The sequence below is a fragment of the Gemmatimonadota bacterium genome (assembly GCA_026706845.1).
Classification (GTDB): Bacteria; Latescibacterota; UBA2968; order UBA2968; family UBA2968; genus VXRD01.
The window spans coordinates 4,321-28,873 of sequence record JAPOXY010000137.1 but is presented as its reverse complement, the minus strand read 5'-3'; the positions used below and the strand labels follow the sequence as shown (position 1 = coordinate 28,873).

At 50.3% G+C, this 24,553-nt stretch carries 14 protein-coding genes; 9 read left to right on the top strand and 5 right to left on the bottom strand.

Going from position 1 to position 24,553, the window contains the following annotated elements:
- The coding region (locus OXG87_13490) for an integration host factor subunit beta (GenBank protein ID MCY3870568.1) at window positions 1–325 on the bottom strand (325 nt) is incomplete at its 3' end.
- Between the two features lie 156 nt (window positions 326–481).
- Between OXG87_13490 and fdhD the strand changes: the two genes are divergently transcribed.
- The 8 genes from fdhD (at window position 482) to OXG87_13450 (ending at window position 16,177) form a co-directional block, all read left to right on the top strand.
- The gene (gene fdhD / locus OXG87_13485) at window positions 482–1,309 is read left to right on the top strand and encodes a formate dehydrogenase accessory sulfurtransferase FdhD (protein ID MCY3870567.1); all 828 of its coding nucleotides are present in this window, start codon (window positions 482–484) and stop codon (window positions 1,307–1,309) included.
- Window positions 1,310–1,441: 132 nt separating this feature from the next.
- Window positions 1,442–2,335, top strand: coding sequence for an ABC transporter ATP-binding protein (locus OXG87_13480; GenBank protein MCY3870566.1), 894 nt, complete (start codon window positions 1,442–1,444; stop codon window positions 2,333–2,335).
- 12 nt (window positions 2,336–2,347) lie between these two features.
- A complete protein-coding gene (locus OXG87_13475; GenBank protein MCY3870565.1) occupies window positions 2,348–5,830 on the top strand; it encodes a hypothetical protein in 3,483 nt (1,160 codons plus the stop codon).
- Window positions 5,831–5,847: 17 nt separating this feature from the next.
- The gene (locus OXG87_13470; GenBank protein ID MCY3870564.1) at window positions 5,848–6,915 is read left to right on the top strand and encodes an efflux RND transporter periplasmic adaptor subunit; all 1,068 of its coding nucleotides are present in this window, start codon (window positions 5,848–5,850) and stop codon (window positions 6,913–6,915) included.
- Window positions 6,912–9,977 (top strand): efflux RND transporter permease subunit, encoded by a 3,066-nt coding sequence (locus OXG87_13465; protein ID MCY3870563.1) that lies wholly within the window; start codon window positions 6,912–6,914, stop codon window positions 9,975–9,977. The genes OXG87_13470 and OXG87_13465 overlap by 4 nt, the downstream gene beginning before the upstream one ends.
- Window positions 9,974–14,698 (top strand): efflux RND transporter permease subunit, encoded by a 4,725-nt coding sequence (locus tag OXG87_13460; GenBank protein ID MCY3870562.1) that lies wholly within the window; start codon window positions 9,974–9,976, stop codon window positions 14,696–14,698. The genes OXG87_13465 and OXG87_13460 overlap by 4 nt, the downstream gene beginning before the upstream one ends.
- Window positions 14,670–15,398 carry a hypothetical protein gene (locus OXG87_13455; GenBank protein MCY3870561.1) on the top strand — a complete coding sequence of 243 codons (729 nt, stop codon included), beginning with the start codon at window positions 14,670–14,672 and terminating at the stop codon, window positions 15,396–15,398. The genes OXG87_13460 and OXG87_13455 overlap by 29 nt, the downstream gene beginning before the upstream one ends.
- Before the next feature lie 116 nt (window positions 15,399–15,514).
- Window positions 15,515–16,177, top strand: coding sequence for a tetratricopeptide repeat protein (locus tag OXG87_13450; protein ID MCY3870560.1), 663 nt, complete (start codon window positions 15,515–15,517; stop codon window positions 16,175–16,177).
- A gap of 270 nt (window positions 16,178–16,447) precedes the next feature.
- Here OXG87_13450 and OXG87_13445 read toward each other — a convergent pair whose 3' ends face one another.
- On the bottom strand, window positions 16,448–17,068 hold the full coding sequence (locus OXG87_13445; GenBank protein ID MCY3870559.1) for a helix-turn-helix domain-containing protein: 621 nt from the start codon (window positions 17,066–17,068) through the stop codon (window positions 16,448–16,450).
- 335 nt (window positions 17,069–17,403) lie between these two features.
- Here OXG87_13445 and gcvT point away from each other — a divergent pair, with 335 nt between their 5' ends.
- Window positions 17,404–18,495, top strand: coding sequence for a glycine cleavage system aminomethyltransferase GcvT (gcvT, locus tag OXG87_13440; protein ID MCY3870558.1), 1,092 nt, complete (start codon window positions 17,404–17,406; stop codon window positions 18,493–18,495).
- Window positions 18,496–18,573: 78 nt separating this feature from the next.
- Here the strand turns inward: gcvT and leuS are convergent, their stop codons facing one another.
- The 3 genes from leuS to OXG87_13425 form a co-directional block, all read right to left on the bottom strand.
- Window positions 18,574–21,012, bottom strand: coding sequence for a leucine--tRNA ligase (gene leuS / locus OXG87_13435; protein MCY3870557.1), 2,439 nt, complete (start codon window positions 21,010–21,012; stop codon window positions 18,574–18,576).
- Between the two features lie 13 nt (window positions 21,013–21,025).
- Window positions 21,026–22,321 (bottom strand): asparagine--tRNA ligase, encoded by a 1,296-nt coding sequence (gene asnS / locus OXG87_13430; protein ID MCY3870556.1) that lies wholly within the window; start codon window positions 22,319–22,321, stop codon window positions 21,026–21,028.
- 94 nt (window positions 22,322–22,415) lie between these two features.
- Window positions 22,416–24,530 (bottom strand): polyribonucleotide nucleotidyltransferase, encoded by a 2,115-nt coding sequence (locus tag OXG87_13425; GenBank protein MCY3870555.1) that lies wholly within the window; start codon window positions 24,528–24,530, stop codon window positions 22,416–22,418.
- Window positions 24,531–24,553 lie beyond the last annotated feature (23 nt).

The following is a 24,553-nucleotide window of genomic DNA, read 5'->3' as shown; positions in this document are numbered from 1 at the left end:
TCCAGAAATATAGATAGTTAGACAATGCCGATGAATCCAAAGGCTCGTGCAACGCTTTCTTGATCAGAACACCCGCTTTGAAATAGCTCTTTCGCCGCGCAGGAACATAAACAATCTCGCCTGTGCGGGGGTTGCGTGCAGCGGGTTTTGGTTTGGTCGGCTTGATACCCAGCACACCAAATCCCCTGATTTCGATTCGATCCCCATCGATCAGGTTTTCGCGCATCGTGTTAAAAAGCGTATTTACAATCTCATAAGCGAGTTGCTTTTTGATTCCCAGACTATCGGAAATTTTTAACGCGATGTCTTTTTTTGTCATTGTCATACGGTCCTCCCATTTCACATATATTCTCAAGCCATTGGCTAATATAGCCCTAAACATCTAAGATGCAAGACAAAAATGTTTCATAGTGTCACAAAATTGAAAAATTGCATTTGTTCTATATGTCGCTTATTTTATTATTGTTAATGAGGATAATACATGAGAGCAAAATCAGAAACCAGTGTGATACACCGCGTCATGCGGTATGATAGCTCTATTGGCAAATCCGCAGATGATGTGCTGGTCGTAGAGGAGCCACTTGAAATTCGCGTTGCCGGGGAATCCGTTGCCGTGACCATGCGAACGCCGGGGGATGACCGCGCCCTTGCGCTGGGATTTTTGTATGGCGAGGGCATTATTCGTGAAATTGGCGATGTCGGACGTGCGGAACACTGCGGTCGCCCGGGGACCCCTGAGTATGGAAATGTTATTGATGTTCTCCCTCGTCCGGGTGAGATACTCGATCCCGAAAGGATTCGAGCGGGACGACGGGGCACATTGACTTCATCGGCGTGTGGGGTATGTGGGCGCGAGCAGATAGAAGATATGATGCAGCGATGCCAGCCCATGGACGACAATCGCACCATTCGGGCAGAGATGATTTTTTCCGCGCAAGAGCAGATGCGCCAATCGCAGTACGTGTTTGCACAAACAGGGGGCGTTCATGCTGCTGCCGCATTTTCAGAAATGGGAGATATGTATTGCTGTTTTGAAGATATTGGCCGGCACAATGCAGTAGATAAGGTTGTGGGGCATTTGCTCGAAACACACAGCGTAGCAGAAGGGGAGGGGGTGCAGATACTCGCGGTGAGCAGCAGGGCGAGCTTTGAAATTGTACAAAAGGCCGTTGTTGCGCGCATACCTGTCGTGGTTGCCGTATCCGCAGCGAGTTCATTGGCAGCAGATCTTGCACAGGCGATGGGAATAACCCTCATTGGCTTTGCACGCGATGAAAGGATGGTCGTTTATACAGGAGCAGTGCAATAGAATGTGTCGGGGTGCTGTTCTCCTATAGGCGGTTGGGCTGGTTGGCCCAACCGCTAAATTTTGCCGTATATGGGAACACTATTTGCAAATTTCAGGTCTAATCGTTGGCAAAGTACAATGAGGGGCATATTGATGGTTATTCGTATTTCAAACTTGACAAAAGTATATCGCCGTGGCGCGGTTCCCGCCTTAGACGATGTCACATTGACCATTCCGCACGGGACATTTGGTCTGCTGGGCCCCAATGGTGCGGGTAAAACAACACTGATTAAAATTTTATCGACTCAGATGGACGCATCAAGTGGCAACGTGACCATGGATGAGTTCGACCTCGTAAAAGACCGCACAGAAATTCGTCGGCGCCTGGGATATTTGCCCCAGCATTTTGGGACCTATCCCCAACTGACGGCCTGGGAATTTCTCGATTATATGGCTGTTTTAGGCGGTCTGCATAATAGAAGTGCGCGCCTAAATCGCGTGGAGCAAGCTCTAAACGAAGTCGGATTGTACGAAGCGCGCAATCGGCGCTCGGGCACATTTTCAGGTGGCATGATGCGCCGCCTTGGCATTGCACAGACCATTTTGACCGATCCAGAGTTTCTCATCGTCGATGAACCCACCGTAGGGCTTGACCCGGAAGAACGCATACGGTTTCGGGGTATTTTGGGACGCTTGAGCAGCGATCGCGCAATTTTGATTTCCACGCATATTGTAGGCGACATTTCGAGTACCTGTGAAGATCTCGCGGTCCTGGATACCGGACGGCTGATCTTTCGCGGTTCTCCTGGAGAACTCATTTCAAAAGCCGATGGCAAAACGTGGGAAGTACAGGTCGATGACGCTGGATTTGAAATGCTGTCGCGGGTGTTTCGCGTAGTCACAGTAAATGTTGAAGGCGACCTGATGCGTTTGCGTATGGTGGGCGATGGCGAGCCACCCGCTGATGCCGAAGCAGTCGCGCCCAATCTCGAAGATGCCTATGTCTATTTTGTCGGAGGCGATACCACAGGCGAAATCGCCGCGTAAAGGATCAATACCATGTTATCTATTTTTCACAATGTATGGGGCGTTGCGCGTTATGAGCGCAAAATGCTCTTGAGAACCACAAAATTTCGCATTTTGGGCGGTCTGGGCATGAGCATTCCCGTTTTGCTCGGCATTGGATTTGCCATAGCAGAAGCCAATGGTGCTGAACTACCCGTGGGCATTGATTCTTATGTTCCATTTTTAGTGTACAGTTTCTTGCAGACCATTGTCATAGCATTTATTGTGGGGGATTTTAGGGCAGCGGATGAACAGGCGCATATTTACGAAGTCGTGGCCGGGCGACCCATTTCCACTGCGGAACTGGTTGCGGGTAAGTATCTGGGCATTGTCAGTGCGCTTATCTTTTTGAGCCTGGGGGTTCTGCTTTTAACCCTGAGTATCCAGGCTGCAAAAATCAGCATGACGGGTAATCCATTTACGATAAAACCCTATATCAGCTATCTCGTGCTCATGAACCTGCCCGCCCTGATTTTTATGTCTTCTGTGACATTTTTCCTGGGTGCAGTGTTGCGACGGCAAGCGGCAGTTGCCCTGATTGTGATCGGGTATTTGCTGGCCGTCCTGTTATTCCTGGGCAGGCGATATGACGGCATCTACGACTTTGGTGCTTTTTTTACGCCTCTGTATTATTCCGACCTGATTGGTCTGGCAGATATGACGCAAGTGGGGCTACAACGCCTGTTTTACATCTTGCTCGGCATTGGATTTTTTGGCTTTTCAATTGATTGGTATCCCCGTCTTGCACATTCTTTAGTCGCGCGGTGGTTTGGGCGAGGCTGCGCGCTAACCGGTTTTGGTCTGGCTGTGGGCCTCTACTTTTATATGGATGCAGAGGCCGTAGATCGGAAAGCATATCGCAGTTCGTTGCTCGAGCAACAGGAAGCCGTTGCGAATATCCCCGTTGCGGAAATAACCCATTACGACCTGGCACTGTCACTTTTAGGAGAGGAGCCACTTGCTGCCTCTGGCACGATTAGATTGAAAAACCCCCACGAAGCACCGCTCGATACGCTGATTCTTTTGCTCAATCCCGGATTTGAAATCCAGAGCCTGATGCGCGGCGATGGCGGCGCAATAGCGTGGGAGCGTATGGGAAGTGTTATCCGCGTCATACCCGCTAATCCCCTGAAATCAGAACAAGAACTCGATCTAACCCTGGCATACGCGGGTGATATTAACACGGATGGTTTTGATCTCCAACGAGAAAAAGCCAGACCAAAGCTGCGCAAACGCGATGGGATATTTAATAAAGGATCTTTAACGGCGTGGATTCGCGACAATTCCATCTTTTTGCCTCCTCGTAGCCGATGGTATCCCGTGACAGGCATTGATTACGGCTATGAAGATACGCGTGCGGTCTCCTTTTCAACGGCAAATTTGCAAATAACATATCCTCAAGGCATCGAAGTCATTACCCAGGGGCAGGTAGGCGAGGCCGACACGCTCGGCACACAGGTAACGCGCCAATGGGTTATTGATAAGCCCGTGCCCGTCCTATCGCTAAATGCGGGCGAATATCGCGTTTATCGCGCGACCATTCACGACGTCGAATGCGCCCTTTACGCCCATCCATCACATCTGCGTCCGGTCCGATTTTTTGAAGGTGCCGAAGAAGAGATTTTACGCGCGCTTGGGCAAATCATGGACGCAATGGAGCAGGAATCGGGCATGAAATATCCCTATCCCAGTCTTTCTCTGGTGGAAATTCCCTTCCACGTTCAGTGGTATTACGAAGGCTGGGAAGAAAAGGGCGGGTTGACGCAACCCGGCGTGTTGATGATTGAAGAAGATGTGTTCATGCGGCAGCAATTTACCCGCGATTTTAAGCGCTACCAGGAACGCTCGCGCGGCAATCGAGAACCCAAAGACATTAAAAAGGACCTTTTGGTACGCGCGGTTTTTTCGACCTTTTTTTCCAGAGAAGGAAATTCGGGCAGACAGGGACAACCCGGTGGGTTATTTCGCAGCCCTGTTGTTCAACTCTGGGCTTATGACAAGCAGTTTGTAGGCGAACATCATTCCCTTCTCAAAAAGGGCATGCCCCTGTATCTCCAGAATGATCTGAGTTCCGATATGACTTCTGCTTTTTATTCGAGCCAACGACGCGGTGGTGGCGGAGATAGGGGGCGTGGCGGTCGCGATGGTCCCGGCGGTCGCGGTGGTCCCGGTGGCCGCTTCGGGTCGGGCGGGGGATCGGGTGCTGCCTGGGATACGTTGATTGCGAAAATGCAGAGAAAGTCGTTTGCCGAGTTGAATCCCGAAAAGCAAGCCGGCCTCTATCGCCAGGTTCTCGACGCCAAGGGGCCCGCACTTTTTCAAATGATGGAATCTTTTTTGGGTGAGGAAACATTTCGCACGGTCTTAGACGACATAGACCACAATCACAAATACGAGGACATCGATTTTTCGACCTTTGAACGCGCTGCTGTGGGCGATACCACAGAAAGTGAAGAGAGCCAAAAATTGCAACGCCTCGTCAACGACTGGATTTTTAGTACAGAAATCCCGGGCTATACCCTTACAAGAGTCAAAGCGCTGAAGATGGATGATGGTTTTGGGATGGTGGTCTATCAATTGATTCTGAGAATTAAGAATAGCGAACCGGGCAGGGGATATGTACAAATTACGGCTACGGGGCGGGGCGATGAGGCCATAAAGGGCGTAGAGATTGAAGGGGGACAGGAAATTGAAGTCTCGATGGTTCTGTGGGAGCAACCATTCAGGGTGATGGTCGAACCCTTTTTTGCGCGCAATCGGCGCCCTCTGATGTCCCCCGTGCGCGTTCCCGAAGATGTCACAGAGGGATTTCCGGTCGCTTATGTCAAAGACGTGACGGGCGAAGAATCTGGTCCTGTTGAGATTATTGTAGATAATGACGACGACGGATTTTCAATGCCCGTGCGGCGCGCAACGCGCTACTTCCGGCCCGGACTCAAAGGCGGCAACTGGCGCGAACAGGGACTGCCAATGGCCTTTGGACGATTTGAGACAAATTACCGAAGAAAGCCTCAAGGGGATGGTGCACAGCCGGCTGTGTGGACAGCGCAAATCCCCAGAGACGGCGAGTACGATGTGAGCTTCTTTTTTCCCGATCCCTCAATGGCCAGGCGCATTCGAATTGCATCGACCTTTACACTCACGGTTTTTCACAGGGGCAAAGCCGATACCCTCGAAATAGAACGCGACCAGATGAAAGCGGGATGGAATTATCTGGGTCGATACAAATTTGCCGAGGGCGAAGAAGCCGCAGTCGAATTGTCTGACCGCGCAGAAGGGCGAGGGGGTCTCTATGCCGATGCTGTACGATGGCGCTTTTTTGATCCGGAAAACCCCGATGCCTACGAAGATGAAATGCCCACCTTTATGTTTCGCGGTCGGGGTGGACCGGGTGGCGGGGATGGTAGGCGAGGCGGCGGGGATGGTAGGCGAGGTCCCGGTGGTAACAGAGGTGGTGGCGGATTATTGGGATTTTAATTTAAGGGAGGATGGACGTGAAGTTTGATTTTTGCCCAAAATTATTGTTGGTAATTGTCCTTTGTGGGCTGGTCGCCTGTGATCAACAGGCGGAACAGCGCACAGTTGATCTAACGGTTCCCGTTACTGTTCAATCCGTGGAGACGGGAACTATTGAATCCATTGTGACGGCGACCGGAACCCTCAGACCAGTGCGTGAAGCCCAGATTACAACGGAGATTCGGGGAAGTCTGTACTGGAGCAAAGGGAGTAATAATCGCTTGCTCGCCAAGGGTTCAGAGGTTAGAAGAGGTCAAACCATAGCCAGGCTCGACAGCGACGAATGGGTTGTTGGCGCACGGGTGGAAGCGCGCAAACTGGCGGTTGAAACGGCCAAGCGAACGCTAAAAGAGCAGGAAACCCTGTTTAGCAGGCAACTGGCAACGGAAATGGATGTCGAAAGTGCGCGTAGAGCCTGGGCCGATGCAGAAGCCAATTATCAGGACGCCCTTATCAAGATCGATAAAACCAGGCTTTTAGCCCCTATTCAGGGCGTGCTGTCGGAACTCGCGGATATTACACAGGGAACGCTGGTGACTCCGAATACCGCAATCGCAAAAATTATGGATTATTCACAGGTATTTGTGGATCTGAAAATTCCCAATGCCCAGATTATTAACGTGAAATTGGGTCAGGGCATTCGCGTGAGTAACTACGCTTTGCCCGAAAAAGTTTTTGAGGGCGAAATAGTCGAGATGGATCCCGCCATTGATCCGGTCACGCGCACGGTTCAGGTCGTCGGGATGGTCGATAATCCCGACTTGTTGTTGCGGGCGGGCATGTTTGTCAAAGCGGAAATCGTCACGGAATCGCGGCAAAATGTCGTACTTATTGCGCGCAACCTCGTTTTGCGGCGGAGAAATCAGAAGGTCGTTTTTGTCGAAGAAGAAGGCCGCGCACAACAACGCGAAGTCGAAACGGGCCTGGAAGACCGCGATCGCGTGGAAATTGTGATTGGCCTTGAACCGGGAGACCAATTGATCACGAGCAATTACGAAACACTGAGAACGCGCACCCGGGTGCGGGTCACGGGAGATAGCCGATGAGCTTGCCGGAATTTTCAACGCGATATCCCGTGACAATTGCCATGGCGACCCTCGCTGTGGTACTGCTCGGCTGGATATCGTTAGATGGGCTGGGAACCGATCTCTTGCCCGATTTGCAGACGCCTGTCGTCACCATAGACCTGACGGCACCGGGCAAATCGCCTGTCGAGATTGAAGAAAGCTATACGCGTCGCCTCGAACGCGATGTGAGCACGATTAACGGCGTCAAGCGCGTCTATTCGATTACCCGTTCAGGACAGGCCGTGGTCATTGCAGAATTTGCCTGGGATGCGGACATGGATTACGGGTTGCTCGACGTGCAAAAAAGAGTGGGGCGCTATGCGGTCAATGAAGATGTATCACAGCTGGATGTGACGCGCGAAGATCCGCTCTCGCTTGCGGTGATGCGCATTGCGATTACAGCAGACGAAAACACGGAACTCGACGCATTGATGGGTACGGTAGAATTGTTGATCAAACCCAAATTGGAAGCCCTCGACGGCGTGGCGTCTGCCGAGGTGGAAGGGGGAGCGGAAAAGGAAGTGCGCGTTACACTCGACCCCTATTTGCTCGAAGCGTTTGGGCTTTCATCCGATGCGGTCATCAATCGCATCGCACAGGCAAATGCCGATGTATCCGGAGGTACGCTCAGAGAAAATCAGCAGTCGTATCTGGTCAAAGCCCTCGGTCGCTTAGATGACATAAACGATGTGCGGGAAGTCATCGTGGGAGAAAGGCGCGGGGGAGGGGGCACAGTTTCTGGCGCACGCGTGCCGGTACGCGTGCGCAACGTGGGCACGGTAGATCTGGAATATCAAGAGCGAGAAACCATTGTGCGCCTCGACGGCCGGGAATGCGTTGGCCTCGCTATTTACAAAGAAGCCGGTAGCAATACAGTCGCCGTGGTCAATACGGTATTGGATGCGATAGACGATATCGAAGCAGACCTGAGCGGCATGCACTTCACAACCGTCGAAAACCAGGCGCGATTTGTCGAAGATGCCATAGGCGAAGTCGAAACATCTGCCATTCACGGGGCATTTTTGGCGATTCTCGTGCTTTTGATCGCGTTGCGGAGCTGGACGGTGACGCTGGTGATCGGGTTGGCAATCCCCATTTCCGTATTGGCGACATTCACGCTTATGTACTTTGAGGGGTTGACCCTGAATATTATGACACTGGGTGGGTTGGCTCTGGGCGCGGGCATGCTTGTTGACAATGCCATTGTGGTCATAGAAAATATATACCGGCATCTGGAAAGCGGCGAGGATGCGCGCACAGCATCGAGCCGCGGTGCCTCTGAAGTCGGCGTGGCAATTCTCGCTTCAACGCTGACGACAGTGGCTGTTTTTTTGCCCATTGTCTATTTGCAGGGGCTGGCGGGCAAACTCTTTGTGGATCAGGCCTGGACCGTTGCATTTTCGCTGCTGTCTTCTCTGGTTGTGGCAATGACGACGATTCCAATGCTGACGTCGCGCATCTTTAGGCGGATGAATACGACGCACAAAACGACTGTTCGGTCAGACAAATACTATCGGTTTCTCAATGGTATTTTGAACCACAAACCCATCATGCTCGTCGTCGTGCTGCTCATTCTGGGCGGAACCGGGTATATAGCCCGCGAGTTGCAGACTGAATTTATCCCACGCGAAGATCAGGGGCTGTTTCAAATTGACCTCACATTGTCCGAAGGCTCGCGTGTGGAACTGAGCGATCAGGTCGCCCTGCACGTCAAAGAGATTGTCGAAAGCGTTGGCGGGACCGATGTGGCGCATGTGTACGCGCTGACCGGCCTCAACCCCGCTCGGATATCGACCGGAGGCGAACCAACGGGTCCCAATCGCGCGACTCTATCGGTGGCGTTGCACACACAGCGGTCGCGCAGCGTCAGCGAATTGGTGCGCGACCTGGATCCCATTTTGAGCGCCATGCCCGATATCGAAGTGAAATACAAGCTGCACGAAACCGCGCTTGAAGGCGTGATGGGAGGACAAGAAGCGCCCATTCAGGTCGAAGTGTCCGGGGAAAATCTCGATATTTTGGCGCGTATCACCAAAGAACTTCAGGCGAGGATCGAGGACTTGCCCTCGGTGTATAATGTGCGCACGAGTTTTCAGGGTGGGCAGCCAGAGGTCGATCTGGCGATTCGCGATGAGGTAGCGGCGGCATTCGGATTGACCACCCAGACCATCAGCCGCACATTGGAAAGACAACTATCCGGTGAAGTTGCCGGCGAACTGTCAAAAGACCAGCGCACGAGGGATATCCGGGTAAAATATCGAGATGTCGATCTTCGCGAACTCCACACCATGCAAATCGAGGGATCAGACGGCGCGATCCTGACCTTGGGGGATATTGCTGAACTCAATATTATTGAAGGTCCCCGCGAAATTTTGAGAGAAAATCAGCGTCGCGTAGGGCGCATTACGGGGTATCTCACAGAAGGGCGCATTTTAAGTGAAGCCGTTGCCGACGTACGCGCCACCATGCAGGAAATGGTTGTGCCGTCGGGATATCGCATTGAAATTGGCGGAGAAGAGCGCGAGCGCGCGGCGTCATTTGAAAGTCTCAAATTCGCACTCCTGCTTTCGATTGTGCTGGTCTATATGGTTATGGCATCGCTATTTGAATCCACGCTCCATCCATTCACAGTAATGTTTTCCGTTCCATTAGCCGGCGTCGGTGTGATATTTGGATTCTATCTTTTGGGCGAACCGCTCAGTGTGATGGCCTATATTGGCATCATTATGCTGGGTGGTATTGCGGTCAACGATGCGATCATTCTCGTGGATCGCATCAACCAGCTCAGGCAAGCTGGCTTGACGTTGCGAGAAGCGATCCTACAGGGCGGTCAAGACCGCTTGCGCCCCATTATGATGACGAGTGCAACGACTATTCTCGCCCTGCTGCCCATGGCACTCGGTTTTGGCGAGGGGGCAAAATTGCGCGCGCCTATGGCTATAGCCGTCATTGCCGGCCTGGTGACATCGACATTGATGACCTTACTCGTGATACCCACCATGTATGAACTGATTGACCGACTTCGGGGGAAATCCGCGTGACACTTGCTGGTATTGCCGTTCGGCGGCCCGTGACCACAGCCATGTTTTTTATAGGTCTGGCTATTTTAGGCGCGATTTCACTGGATCGGTTGCCCGTTCAGATATTTCCCGAACTCGTTCGTCCAGAAGTCTTTGTCGCGCTTACTCAGCAGGGCTACTCGCCCGAACAGGTCGAGCGGGATCTGGTCATGCCCGTCGAAAGAGAGGTGGGCAAACTCGAAGGTATTGAAGCTTATGAGTCCTTTTCGCGCCAGAACAGTGGCGGGGTACGCATTTCCTACGCTCCCAATACGGATATGAAATTCGCCCTGCTGCAGCTCGAGAGCCGTATCACGCGCTTGCAACCGCTTTTGCCCGAAAGAACGCGGGTCAACATACAGCGCTTTGATTCCTCTGATCTGAGTGCATCGGTGATGCAAATCCACGTGTTGGGCGAAGGCGATATAAACTGGTTGCGCGAATTTGCCGAGGAGAAAATCAGACCGGAATTGGAAGCGGTCGATGGCGTTGTCAACGCGCAGGTCCTGGGCGGGCAAAGGACAGCTATTGAAATTATTGTCGATCCATTGATGTTGCAAGCGCACCAGCTTTCGATGTCCGATGTTCGCAATCGCATCAATGCTTTTAATACGCGGCGGCAGTATCTCGGCAAAGTATATGATGGCGACCAGGCTTATGCCGTCAGCATTCAGGGCCAATTTACAGACCTCGTGCAAATTCGCAGGGTCGTCATCAAACCGGAATTGCCCCTGCACCTTGGCGACATTGCCAAAATTCGCTACGGCCTTCAGGAGCGTACAGACCTGCAACGCATCAATGGCAAAGCCGCCGTTGGCATTCGCATTCAAAAAGACGATGAAGCCAATCTGATCGAACTTGCAGGAGAACTCGAAGACACCATCGAACGCGTCAACGGCGATCTCGCCTATGAAAATATCCAACTCGTGATCAGCCAGAATCTGGCAGAAATTATGAACGAAGCCCTCAATTTCCTCAAACGGGCCGCTGTTGTCGGGGGATTGCTCGGGCTTTTTGTTTTGTTCTTATTTTTGAGAAATCTGCGCTTTGTCGCTGTTTTGCTCCTCGCCATTCCGTGTTCTTTACTGCTCACATTTAATCTGATGTATATGTGGGATCTCAGTTTGAACGTGCTCTCGATGTGCGGCCTCGCGCTTGCAGTTGGCATGTTGATGGACAATGGCATTGTGGTCATGGAAAATATTTTTAAGCATTTTGAACAGGGCAAATCCCCCAAAGAAGCCGCAAAAGCAGGAACCGATGAGGTCGCACGCGCTGTTGTTGCGGCAACCGCGACTACGATTACTATTTTTATACCCGTAGTTTTTATTCAAAGCGACTTCCAGGATATCTTGAGAGAATTCGCGCTGTCCATCGCCTTTCCTCTGCTTGCCTCTCTGCTCGTAGCCCTTACACTCGTGCCCGCTCTGGCATCAAAAACCCTTTCCCTCGCATCGCGACCGCCAACGGGAACAGGCGTGTTGATCGAGATGTACACGGTGTGCCTCAAAGCGGGCTTGCGGCACAGAATCAGCGTATCGCTGGGTATTGTCGGCGCGCTTGTCATCACGTTGATCATTTCTTTATTCTTTATGCTGCAACAAGATATCCGTCGCGAAGAAAGCCGTTTTACCGTCTATATCAACATGCCCGAAGGCACGACCATCGAAGCCCTCGATGCTGTTGTTGGCGAAATTGAAAGTGCTGTGCGAGATCTCAAAGGTGTGGATCGCTTTACGACCAGTATCAGCGAAACCCAGGCGAGTATAAATGTAGAGCTTTTGCCCTTATCCGAACGCCCCGATCAGATTTCTGTCGATCTCATCAAGGAAAATCTCGAAGAGTCATTCGAAGATGTCCAAAATGCGATTGTGAGTTATGAGGCCATCGCGCGCACAGGCAGGGGAGGTGGTGGGGGCCGAGGGGGAGGCGGGGGAGGCGGCATTCGGGGCACCCGTCAGGCCTCGGGTGGATTCAATCTGGAAGGGGGCGCACCTTCGGAAATGGCTGTGATTCGCGGCTATGATTTTACGGTGCTTCAAATGCTTGCAGACGATCTGGTCTATCGCCTCGAAGAACTGGAGGAAATCGATCCGAATAGCGTAAGAGCCGATGCAGAACGCGGCGCATCCGAAGTGCATGTGTTGCCCGATGAGGAAGTAATGTTTGACCGGCGATTGCAGGTGCGCCAGGTGCTCAATGCCGTATCCGACGCCAATCCGCGCGGCGCGCGATCCAATATTTCATTTCTCACACCCGAAGGCACTGAAATCCCGATTGATGTTCGCAATGTCGAAGATCCCGAAGAAGAAGGAGAAGGGATTGCGGGTTTGAGACAAACGCCGATACTGGGCGCAGGGGGGACGTACATTCCCCTTGTGGAAGTTTCGCATGTGCGCCGAGATCAGGGCAGGAGCATGATTTTGCGCACCGATCAATCGCGGCGCGTAATTGTATCCTATAATTTCGCCGAAGAAATTTTGCAATCTCAACCTCTGCTGGAATCCTCTCGCGCTTATGTGCAAGATGTAGTTTCCGAAATGGTGCTGCCCGAAGGGTATAGCATCGAAATGATCGAGGCAGAGGAAGAGACGATTTATTACTGGATGATGGGCATTGCCGCGGTGTTGATTTATATGATTTTGGCCTCTTTGTTTGAATCGCTTTCCGCGCCTTTGATTATTTTGTGTACGTGGCCCGCAGCAATTATTGGATCGTGCTGGGCACTGATCTTATCGGGGACGGGATTGACCTCGCAAGAAGCGCCAATGGCACTGTTGGGGCTTATTGTTTTGAGTGGTATTGCCGTCAACAATGGGATCGTGCTGATCGATGCGATTGAAACCCTTCGCCGCCGCAGGTTCAGGCGAGAACGCGCGGTACTCACGGCGAGCCGGTCGCGCGTGCGTCCTGTTTTAATGACTTCGGCAACCACCATTTTGGGCATGTTGCCTCTGGCACTTATATTTGGCGGCGATTACGAAATTTGGCCACCCTTTGCGATTGTGGTAATAGGAGGGCTGGCGGTCTCAACAGTTTCCACTCTCGTATTTATTCCCGTGGTGTACATGGGAATTGATCAGACCAAAGCCTGGCTGGCAGATATTGGCTGGTTCGGGATCGTATTGGGAACAACGGCAGCCGCGGGATTGACGTATTGGGTTGACGATTATTACCAGAGTTTGTTCTGGACCTGTCTTTTGGCATTGCCAGCGTGGATGTTGTGTATGGGTGTGATCTGGATCGTGCAACGCATTTATCGCGCGCGTATGGCTTCTCTTGCCGAGATCGGCAATATTGAACATCTCGAAATTCGCAATCTGACCAAAATTTATGGCGCGCCGGGGCGATTTAAGCACGAATGGGATCGCTTTAAGCGGCGTCATCAGCGCCTTTTAGAGCGCGGGCAGGTATTGATAGATAAAAAGGCGATTAAGGACAGTTTGTGGTGGAAGTTACCACTTCTGGCACTTTTGATTTATCTGGAAACCTATTTTGAACAGGGATCCTGGATATTTTTGACAGGGCTTGCTATATGGGGCCTCATACATCACCTCGTGCTATGCGCGGCAGCTTTGCGCGATTTTCAGATTGAGAACAGATGGATATCACAAATCGCCCGATTGATTTTGCCGCTGGTCTTTATCGCCTTTATCCACTGGCGTTTGGAACTTATATCTTTGACCATCGCCACTACTGCGATTTACTTACTCTATCGCATCATCGGATTTTTGGCAAACCGCGTTGCACGAGGTCGCATCAATCCCGAACATATACCGGGACGTTTAGGCCCGGTGAAAGGTATCGTGTACCGCGGGGCGGCAGCCGTTCCCCTGATTGGTGTTCCGCGCCCACAATTTCAGGCTCTCGGAGGTGTGAGTCTCGATATTCCGCGCGGGATGTTTGGGCTTTTGGGACCCAATGGCGCGGGCAAGACCACGCTGATGCGGATTGTGTGTCGGGTTTTGTCGTCAAATTACGGGTCGGTACTCGCCAATGGCAAAATACCACTTACACATCGGAATATGCAGGGGGTGATTGGATATTTACCCCAGCACTTTGGCCTGTATCTGCATATGTCTGCGTATAATTATCTGGAGTATCGCGCGCTTTTAGAGGGATTTAAGGATGGGGCGGCGCGACGCAAGCGCGTTCAGGAATGTCTGGAACAGGTCAATCTGTGGGATAGACGAGACGATCTGATTGGTTCGTTCTCCGGCGGTATGAAACAGCGCGTGGGCATTGCACAAACCCTGTTGCACTTGCCGCAGATTATTGTGGTAGATGAGCCAACAGCGGGATTGGATCCGCTCGAGCGGATCAGATTCAGAAATTTGCTGGCGCGATTTAGCCAGGAGAAAATCATTATTTTTTCCACGCATATTGTCGAAGATATTGCGGGCAGTTGTAACCGATTGGCTGTGCTGAATCACGGTAAGGTGCTCTACACGGGAACCCCGATTGAAATGCGCGATTTGGCGCGCGATAAGGTGTGGGAGGCTCTGCTGCCAGATCCGCGTTTTGAAGCGCTAGAACGCGACCTGGATATGATTACACATGTGCGCGTGCCCGACGGGATTCGGGTTCGATTCCTCGCTACTGATCCCATCCCAGAAGCGCGTGCTGTTGCGCCCACCCTCGAAGATGCGTACCTTTATCTTTTGCGACATGGCGATGAATACAAACAGGCTAACATGGCGTGAGTTGCTTTTCTTTGTCGGCAAAATGCACAGCCTGAGCATGAAAATCGTGTTTCACCGCAAAATGATTTTCATGTTTGGCGGGATTGTCGCGTATTACGCAGTTTTGTACGCAATTGCAATCTGGCGTCCGGGTGAAGGGCTTTCAGTCGAACAAGCCCTCCATGTATTGGTCGAAGTACCGGGCACGGTGCTTGCGATTTACCTGACGATGGATCTGGTGTCGGGGGAAAGAGATAAGGATACGCTCGAGATTCTGTTCAGCACGGCGATCAGCCACTACGCGACGTGGGCCGTGAGAATTGTGTCAATCAGTGCTGCGCTATTTGCCACGCTGATGGCAATGAGTACAATTTCCTACTATTTTTTTGCGGAGTTTCCCTATATCCTGGGGGGATTGAATGCCTGTATTCCCGCCTTTTTTATGGTGGGAGCCACATTTTTATTTTCTGTCTTGTGTCGCAGTGGCAATGCGGCGGGCATGCTCGCCGTTGGGCTTTTGATTGCGATTTTGCTTTCTACTGAGACATTTGAAGAGACATCGTATTACCTTTTTCTCAAGCCATTTGATCCGCCTTCAGATTTAGATGCCAGCTTGTGGATAAATCGCGTGGTCTTAAACCGCGCGGGCATTGCGATTCTGGGTATATTGTTCATTTTTCTCGCTCTGAGACGAATGATAGAGCGCGAAAAGCTATTGTGATTACTCCAAAAAACCGCTCTTATAGAACGGTTTTTTTGTTTATCTTGCCCAAATTGCGCGATTTATATACCTTAGCACCTTAATATCTCATAACAGGGTAGGGGAGGAGAGCATTTATGCAGTCACCACAACCGCAACAAGAAGACATACTGGTCTGGTTTCTCAGGGTGTGGGGTCAGATTGAAGCAAATTATATCAGAATCCTCACGGGATTTGGCATTGCCATTGTCGCTGTGCTGATTGTCCTGTTTTTTTATCGCGCACAAACACAACGCTCAGAGGCGGCTCGCATAGCTCTTGGAGACGTTTATATAGCACTTTATGATGGGCGCGTAGAAGAGGCGATTGCCTCATCACAAGAAGTAATAGAAAATTATGCAGGTGAAGCCGAAGCGGGCGAAGCATTGATGGCACTGGCCAATTTGCATTATGAAGAAGGCCGCATCGCAGAGGCCCGCACATATTTTCAACAATATCTGGATGAATACCCGGCAGATGGCCCATTCGGTTATGGCGCCTGGTCGGGTTTGGCGTCCTGTCTTGAAAGCGAAGGAAAATTCGCCGAAGCAGGTCAACAGTTCGCAGCTTTTGCCGAAGCGCAACCCGGATCGCCTTTTGCGCCGATAGCCCTGAAAGAAGCCGGCAGATGTTACGAACTCGGAAAAATGCCTCAGCAAGCGAGTGATGCCTATCAAAAGATCGTCAAAGAATACGATGAGTCGTCCGTCACAAGATTTGCACGCGGGCAATTGGGCATGATGGGTGTTGAGATAGATTAGAGCAAATCTTTGAATTTGGCATAATACCATAAATAAAACCCTGGGAAGCAGAAAAACGCTCCTCAGGGTTTTATTTTTTCCGAAAAAGTCTTGAGGTTCCCAAATAGCCCCAATTTGGCCTGATTTACAGATGTTATGACTTGTAAAAAAATAACAGCAAAAAATACGGCATAAGATACATTATGTAAACTTAAGGCAAAAACAACCTGAAACTGCTGTGTAATGGGCCCATCCTTGTATCAAGGCTTGGTTGATACCCATTATTTCATTTTACTGGTGTTTGTGGTGTTGGTCTCCCACATCCGCGTGTGCAAGTCCAAGAGCCCGTTGATATAACAGATCTGACAGCCGCTGGTTCTCTTCGCGCAGTTTCTGAATCGTTTCAGCGCTTTTCTGAGCGGTTATTTCCCCTTCTTCTTGTTGCCTACGCAGCCAATTTACATCTTGTTCTGCTTTTTTTTCCCTTTCTTTTGCCATATTTAGCTCTTCCCGTACCTTTTCGAGTTCTTCTTTTAGCGCACGCGCCTCTGTCCATCCAGAGGCAGATGACGCCTCTAATTGCGCATTTCGTTCGTTCAAACTGCGAATTTCCGCCCTCAGTTCCCTTTCAACTGTTTCGATCGCTGCCAATTTTCCCAATTGCTGCTGTTGAGCTTCAAAATCGGACTTTTCGACGAGAATTTGATCCAGATTATGGCTTATATCAATCGAGTTTTCCATCATTTTTTTTCCAAATTTTTTCCTAAATAATTCCTCAATTTCATTTCTGGATATACGCCAGGTCCCATTCCATTTTTCGGGATTTAAAAAACCTCTATTAATATAATTTCTTATTGTTTTATCAGTAACTTTAAGAATTTTTGCAGCCTCAATAATTCCATAATTTTCCATTTCTTTCCCCTTTTATATTCCAATTTATTTATAATAATTTTCCATTAAATTAGTATTATTCTTCCATATTGTCAAGGGGTGAAAAAACGAAAAATAGCGCACAAATAGCGAATTTTTGTTATTTTTTGAAGAAAGACGCATTTTAACACGGATTTTCAGAAAATAAATGTTCTGAAACTAAAAAACTGGATATTTTAAAAAACACGGGGAAAAACGAAAAAATAGGATCAAAACTGTGACGATAAAAACAGGAGTGGAACAAATTTAAAAAACAAGGACCTGAAAAGACCAGGAGAGAAAAAACTGAAATTTAAAACAAAAAGAGGAGAAAATAGTTGGAAAACTTAAAAAAAACCCCACTAAATGAAATACACCACAAAATTAACGCGCGAATGGTTCCATTTGGCGGCTGGGAAATGCCGGTACAATACGAGGGGATCGTCGCGGAACATCAAGTGGTGCGCTCACAAGCCGGACTTTTTGATGTCTCGCACATGGGAGAATTTGAATTTAAAGGCAAAGGAGCAAGAAAACTGGTCCAATTTCTAACGGCCAATGACATAGACTACATCGGTATTGGGCGCGGGCAGTATTCTCTATTTCTCAACAAAAATGGCGGAGCAATTGACGACATCATCGTTTACCGCCTTGGCAAAACGACCTATCTGATCGTCGTAAATGCCGCAAATGTCGATAAAGACTGGAAACATGTCCAGGAAGTCGCAAAATCCTTTGACAATGTTCAAGTAGCCAATCGCAGTGAAGAATTTGCCCTTCTCGCGCTTCAAGGACCAAAAGCAGAGGCTGTACTCTCCCCTATCGCAAATCGGAATCTCTCTGAAATCGGTTTTTTTCGCATTCGCAAAGTAGAACTTGTGGGAATACCCGTTCATATTGCCCGCACGGGATATACTGGCGAAGGAATGAATGGTTTTGAGATATTTACGCGAACAGAAGATGCAGCGGCAATCTGGAATGCCCTTATCGCATCACCCGATGTATCACCTGCAGGATTGGGCGCGCGGGATACACTCCGCGTCGAAGCCTCTCTCCCCCTCTACGGACAGGAACTCGACGAGGCAACAACACCACTGGAAGCCGGGCTGGATCGGTTCGTCTCACAGGCGGGCGGATTCTCTGGTTCTGACGCCCTTGAGCAACAGCGCGCTGATGGCCTCACAAAAACACTTGTCATGCTTGAAATGATCGACCGCGGCATCCCCCGCCACGGTTACGAAATCCTGGATCATTCGGGAAATGCAATTGGCAAAGTCACCAGTGGTACAGCCGCACCCTATCTAAAAAAGAATATCGCAATGGGTTATGTTCCACCCAACCATTCGGAAATTGGAACAGAACTCGCCATTGCAATCCGAAATCGCACCCTCAAAGCGCGAATTGTTCCCAGGCCATTTTTTAAGCGGTAACTCTATAAAAAATAAATATCAAAAAAGAGACGAGTTTTTACCCGTCTCTTTTTTAATACATTAATTGTCTAACGCCAGTTAGACCACAATATTGACCAGCCGATTGGGAATGACGATTATCTTTTTGGGCGTTTGATCCTGGACATGCACTTGTACATTCGGCTGTTCCAGAGCTATACTTTCAATCTCCTCCTGCCCTGCATCAACCTCAACTTCCATGCGCGCACGGACTTTGCCATTGACCTGCACCGGCATCTCAATCGTTGCTGGTCGAGCGAGATTTTCGTCCCATTCGGGCCAATTCTGTTGATGAACGCTGTACTCTCCCCCAATGTGCGACCAAAGCTCTTCGGAGAGATGCGGCGTTATAGGCGCCAGGAGCAAGACAAGCGTTTCAATGGCTTCTTTCCACGCTTCCGTATGCACAACAGGCGTATTTTGGACCGCCGACAAACCATTGCTAAACGTCATGAGCGCAGCAAGTGCTGTATTAAACCCAAAGGTTTCAAAATCTTCAGACACCTTGCGGATGGTCTGATGGGTTAAGCGCCGCAAATTATCCTGGGATTCTTGCGTGGGGTCGCCCTTTGCCGAGATGCCATTTTCAACAACGAGACGCCACACCCGGTTTAAGAATCTCGGAATGCCTTCCAGGCTCGATGAATTCCAGGGACCTCCCTGTTCCCACCGCCCCAGAAACATCACATAAGCCCGAATGCAATCTGTTCCATACTCCACAATCAAATCATCGGGATTGACAACATTACCCCTCGACTTGCTCATTCTTTCTCGATCTTCACCCAGAATAATGCCCTGATTAAACAAGCGCGTCATCGGTTCATCATCACTGGCGAGGTCCATATCGCGCATGGCTTTGGTGAAAAAACGCGTGTAGAGCAGATGCATGGTCGCGTGTTCTATACCCCCTGTATATTGATCAACAGGCAACCAGTATTCACCTTCATGAGGTTCAAAAGGCCCGGCATCATAATGTGGGCTTAAATATCGATATTGATACCACGAAGAACACATAAACGTGTCCATAGTATCCGTCTCGCGCTGCGCTGAAGCACCACATTTTGGACAGGTCGTGTGTAGAAAACCTGCGTGATATTTTAGAGGAGATTCACCCGTCGGCAAAAATTCTGCATCATCGGGTAGCATTACGGGTAAATCATGTTCTGGCACGGGAATAATGCCACATGTATCACAGTAAATAATCGGTATCGGACACCCCCAATAACGCTGGCGAGAAATCAGCCAATCGTGAAGGCGATAATTGACTTTTCGCTCGCCAATGCCTCGGGATTCGAGGTCATCAGCCACGGCATCTTTTCCATCTTGCGAGGACAAACCATCGAATTGCCCCGAGTTTACCATACGTCCCTCACCAGTATATGGCTGGGTGAGTGCTTCGCCATCCCAATCATCTGCGGCAATCACAACGGGAATGGACAACCCATACTTTTTGGCAAAATCGAAATCGCGTTCATCGTGTGCAGGCACAGCCATAATGGCTCCTGTACCATATTGGAGCAACACATAGTCGGCGATGTAAATGGGTACATCGGCATTGTTCATGGGATTAATCGCATAAGCACCGGTGAAAACCCCATCCTGTTCTTTATCCGCAGAAAGCCGCTCGATCTCCGACTGACGGCTGGCTTTTGCACAATATGCTTTAACAACTTCCCGTTGCTCAGGCGATGTTATCTCATCGACCAGTGGATGTTCGGGGGCTAAAACCGCAAAAGACATGCCCAAAATGGTATCTGGGCGCGTTGTGAACGCGCGAAACGATGACGCTGAATTTTTGACGCGCATTTCAAATTCAACGCCCTCACTCCTTCCAATCCAATTCTCCTGCATGGTCTGCACGCGGTCAGGCCATACAATTTCTGAAAAATCGAGTAACTCCTCAGCATATCGGGTAATCCGAAATAGCCATTGGTCCAGGTCCTTTTTAATCACGGGTGTGTCACACCGCTCGCAGTGTCGATCCTCCCCCCAAACCTGTTCTCTAGCCAGGGTCGTATTGCACTGTGGACACCAATCAACGGGAGCTTTTTCTCGATAAGCCAGATCATTGGCGTAAAATTTGAGGAATAACCACTGCGTCCATCTATAATATTCGGGCAAACAGGTGATCGCTTCGCGCGTCCAATCAAACATTGCACCCATTGTTTTCAATTGTCCGCGCATGCGCTCCACATTGTCCAGCGTCCATTTGGCCGGGTGAATACCCCGTTGGATTGCAGCGTTTTCAGCGGGCAATCCAAAAGCATCAAAACCGATTGGAAACAGTACATTATGCCCCTTCATCCGCATATATCGCGCCCGAACATCAGAGGGAGCAATCGCATACCAGTGACCAATGTGGAGGTCGCCCGAAGTATAAGGCAACATAGTCAAAGCATAGTGCTTGGGGCGGCTGGAATCGATTTCACTGCGGTACAAACCCGTATCTTCCCAGCGTTGACGCCATTTTTTTTCAAGTGTAGCAAACTCGTAAGCCATTGAAATACAACTCCTAAGGATATAATCTTTGCAAAAGCCGAGGAAATGGAATCGTCTCGCGGACATGGGATAATCCGCATATCCACGCGACTGTACGCTCAATACCCAATCCAAAACCGGAATGTGGCACCGATCCATAGTGCCTGAGGTCCAGGTACCACTGGAACGGCGCCTCGTCAAGACCGTGTTCGGCGAGCTTCTGCCGTAAGACCTCCAGATCGTCCTCGCGCTGTCCCCCACCGACGATTTCTCCATATCCTTCGGGAGCCAACACATCCATACACAATGCCAGTTGAGAATCTTCCGGATCCCCCTTCATATAAAAAGCTTTGCAAGCTGCCGGATACCGATGCACAATCACGGGGCGATCGTGTGCATTGGCCAACACGGTTTCATCCTCAGCACCAAAATCCTCCCCCCAGGTGTGATTGCGACCCGCGTCTTTTAGCAACTCATGTGCATCCGAATAAGATATCCTGGGAAATGGTTTTTGCACCCGTTGTAGGGGCGCGAGATCGCGTTGCAAGGTCACAAGTTCAGACCGACAGGTTTCTATCACGCGCTGAACAACACAACAGATAAAGTCTTCAGCCAGATCCATATTACCCGATAGGTCCATATAGGCCACTTCTGGCTCGACCATCCAGAATTCAGTCAAATGACGCCGCGTCTTGGATTTCTCAGCGCGAAAGGTCGGGCCAAAACAGTACACCTTTCCAAAAGCCATAGCTGCTGCTTCCATATATAGCTGACCACTCTGTGTCAGATATGCTTTCTCATCGAAATAATCGGTTTCAAAAAGCGTGCTGGTACCTTCGCAGGACGACGGTGTAAAAATGGGCGCGTCAATAAGTGTGAAACCATTATTGTCGTAATAATCGCGGCAGGCTTTGACAATTTCGGCACGCACGCTTAAAATGGCGTACTGGCGCGATGAGCGCAGCCACAAATGGCGATGATCCATCAAAAATGCCGTACCGTGTTCTTTGGGCGTAATCGGATAATCCTCTGCGCGATGCACAATTTCGATATCGCTGACGCCAATTTCAAAGCCGATGGGTGAACGCGCATCGGCCCGAACCACACCCGTCACGCGCAGGGACGACTCTTGCCCCAGGTCTGAAGCCTGTTCAAAGACGTCTGGCGGTACATCGCCCTGAAAGACCACACACTGAATCGTACCAGAGCCATCTCTGATCTGAAGAAAGTGCAATTTTCCACTTGATCGTTTGTTGTACAGCCATCCCTCGATCACAACTTCTTTATCTTCCCATGCACTTACGTCGTTTATCCTGATGATATCTGGCATATATATTTCCCTGAGAGTAAAAAACGAAAGACGACCGGGTATCACTTGCTTGCCCACCGATCGCCTTGTGTTTTTTTTCGCGTGTATGCAAATCTCACGATCTTCGGGGCGCGCGTTGCCTACCCTGCTGATTTGAATCACCATTGGGTTTATCGATAAGTACTTTGCGGCTCAGTCGAATTTTGCCCTGATCGTCGATAGCGATCACTTTGACCTGAACTTTTTCGCCTTCACTGAGTACGTCGTTTACCTTGCGCACCCGGTGATGTTCAAGCTCGGAAATATGGCAAAGCCCATCCTTACCCGGCAATATTTCGACAAAGGCGCCAAAGTCCGTGATCCGGCGCACTGTGCCATCATAGATTCGCCCAACCTCTGGCTCTTCGACGAGAGCTTCAACCATACCCATTGCGGTTTCACCGGCTTGCGCATCTAAAGAGGTGACCGTAACCAGTCCATCATCCTCAACTGAAACCGTCGCGCCTGTCTCTTCAATACTGCGAATGGTCTTCCCGCCCGGACCAATAACCGCACCGATTTTTGCGGGATCAATCCGGATAGACAAAATGCGCGGCGCGTATTCCGACAAGCTCGTTCTCGGCGCAGAAATAGCTTCTTCCATAAGATCGAGAATATGATTTAATGCGTCTCGGGCGCGAGCAAATGCCGTATTGAGAATCTCAAAACTTATACCGCCGATCTTAATATCCATCTGGATCGCAGTCAGACCCGATCGCGTTCCCGCTATTTTGAGGTCCATATCGCCCAAATGATCTTCTTCGCCTAAAATATCTGTGAGAACCGCCCACTGATCCCCTTCCATGACCAGCCCTACACCAGCCCCGGCAACATGGCTTTTAATGGGCACGCCCGCATCCATCAAAGCGAGAGAACCGCCACACACCGTGGCCATTGAAGAAGAACTGTTGGATTCTAAAATCTCGGAAACCAGCCGGATCGTATATGGAAAATGCTCTTCACTGGGCACAACAGGCTCAAGTGCCTTTTCGGCCAAAGCACCGTGACCGACTTCACGACGGCCGGGCGCTGCGATCCGCCCCGTTTCACCTACACTGTAGTTGGGAAAGTTGTAATCGAGCATAAAGCTCTTAAACGATTTGCCTTCGAGATCATCTACCATTCGGGTGTCCATCTTGCTCCCGAGCGTCGCAATGCACAAAGCCTGCGTCTGCCCGCGCGTAAAAATAGCGGACCCATGTGCGCGAGGCAATACACTCAGATCGATGTCAATGGGCCGTACCTGGTTGAGGTCGCGTCCATCAATGCGCTGATTTTCCGCAAGGATCATCGCGCGCATATCCTTTTTGATCAATCGATCTATCTCGCCGCCAATTTCATCGTCTTCAAAGTCTTCGGCGAGTGCTTCTCGCACCTCGGCGCGAATCGCGAATAACGTCTCTGCACGCGCCAACTTATCCGGCATGCGATTGGCTGCGTGAATCTGCTCTGAAGCGCGTTCGGCAACAGCAGTGACAAGCGTTTCGTTTTCTTCAGGCTCGTCGTAAGACCGCTTGGCTTTCCCAACGCGCGCAACCAGATCATCCTGTAATTCAATCAGTTGTACAATGCCTTGATGGGCGACGCGCAGTGCTTCTACGACATCACCGTCAGCTACTTCGTGAAAATCGCCTTCAACTGAAATAATGGACTCGCGATTGCCCGAAACCATCAGGTGGACATCGCTTTCTTCGAGTTGGGTAAGTGTGGGGTTGACCACAAATTCTCCATCGACTCGCCCAACACACACAGCGCCGATGGGACCGTCAAACGGAATATCAGAAATGCACAGTGCAGCCGACGCACCTGTCATCGAGAGCACTGCAGGATCGTTTTCACCATCAAAAGACAATACAGTGACATAAACCTGCGTTTCAAAGTCATAAGCTCCCGGGAATAGGGGCCTGATTTGATGATCAATCAAACGCGCATGCAATTTCTCCGTTGTTGAAGGTGCCCCTTCTCGCTTAAAAAAGTTGCCGGGAATGCGCCCCCCAGCATACATCTTTTCGCGATAATCGACTTGAAGCGGAAAAAAATCAAAATCCGAAGGTTTGTTATCGGAAACGGCAGCCACCAGCACAATGGTTTCACCGTACTGCATCCACACCGCCCCATGTGACTGTTTGGCCACCCGACCCGTTTCAATGGTCGTCCGCTGACCATTGAAACGGGTCGGGTGGCCAAACAGTCACATGGGGCGGTGTGGATGCA

Coding starts and splice junctions, on each gene's coding strand:
- OXG87_13465 (MCY3870563.1), top strand. CDS start 6,912: ATGAGCTTGCCGGAATTTTCAACGCGATATCCCGTGACAATTGCCATG.
- OXG87_13480 (MCY3870566.1), top strand. CDS start 1,442: ATGGTTATTCGTATTTCAAACTTGACAAAAGTATATCGCCGTGGCGCG.
- leuS (MCY3870557.1), bottom strand. CDS start 21,012: ATGGCTTACGAGTTTGCTACACTTGAAAAAAAATGGCGTCAACGCTGG.
- OXG87_13450 (MCY3870560.1), top strand. CDS start 15,515: ATGCAGTCACCACAACCGCAACAAGAAGACATACTGGTCTGGTTTCTC.
- fdhD (MCY3870567.1), top strand. CDS start 482: ATGAGAGCAAAATCAGAAACCAGTGTGATACACCGCGTCATGCGGTAT.
- OXG87_13455 (MCY3870561.1), top strand. CDS start 14,670: ATGAATACAAACAGGCTAACATGGCGTGAGTTGCTTTTCTTTGTCGGC.
- OXG87_13445 (MCY3870559.1), bottom strand. CDS start 17,068: ATGGAAAATTATGGAATTATTGAGGCTGCAAAAATTCTTAAAGTTACT.
- asnS (MCY3870556.1), bottom strand. CDS start 22,321: ATGCCAGATATCATCAGGATAAACGACGTAAGTGCATGGGAAGATAAA.
- OXG87_13475 (MCY3870565.1), top strand. CDS start 2,348: ATGTTATCTATTTTTCACAATGTATGGGGCGTTGCGCGTTATGAGCGC.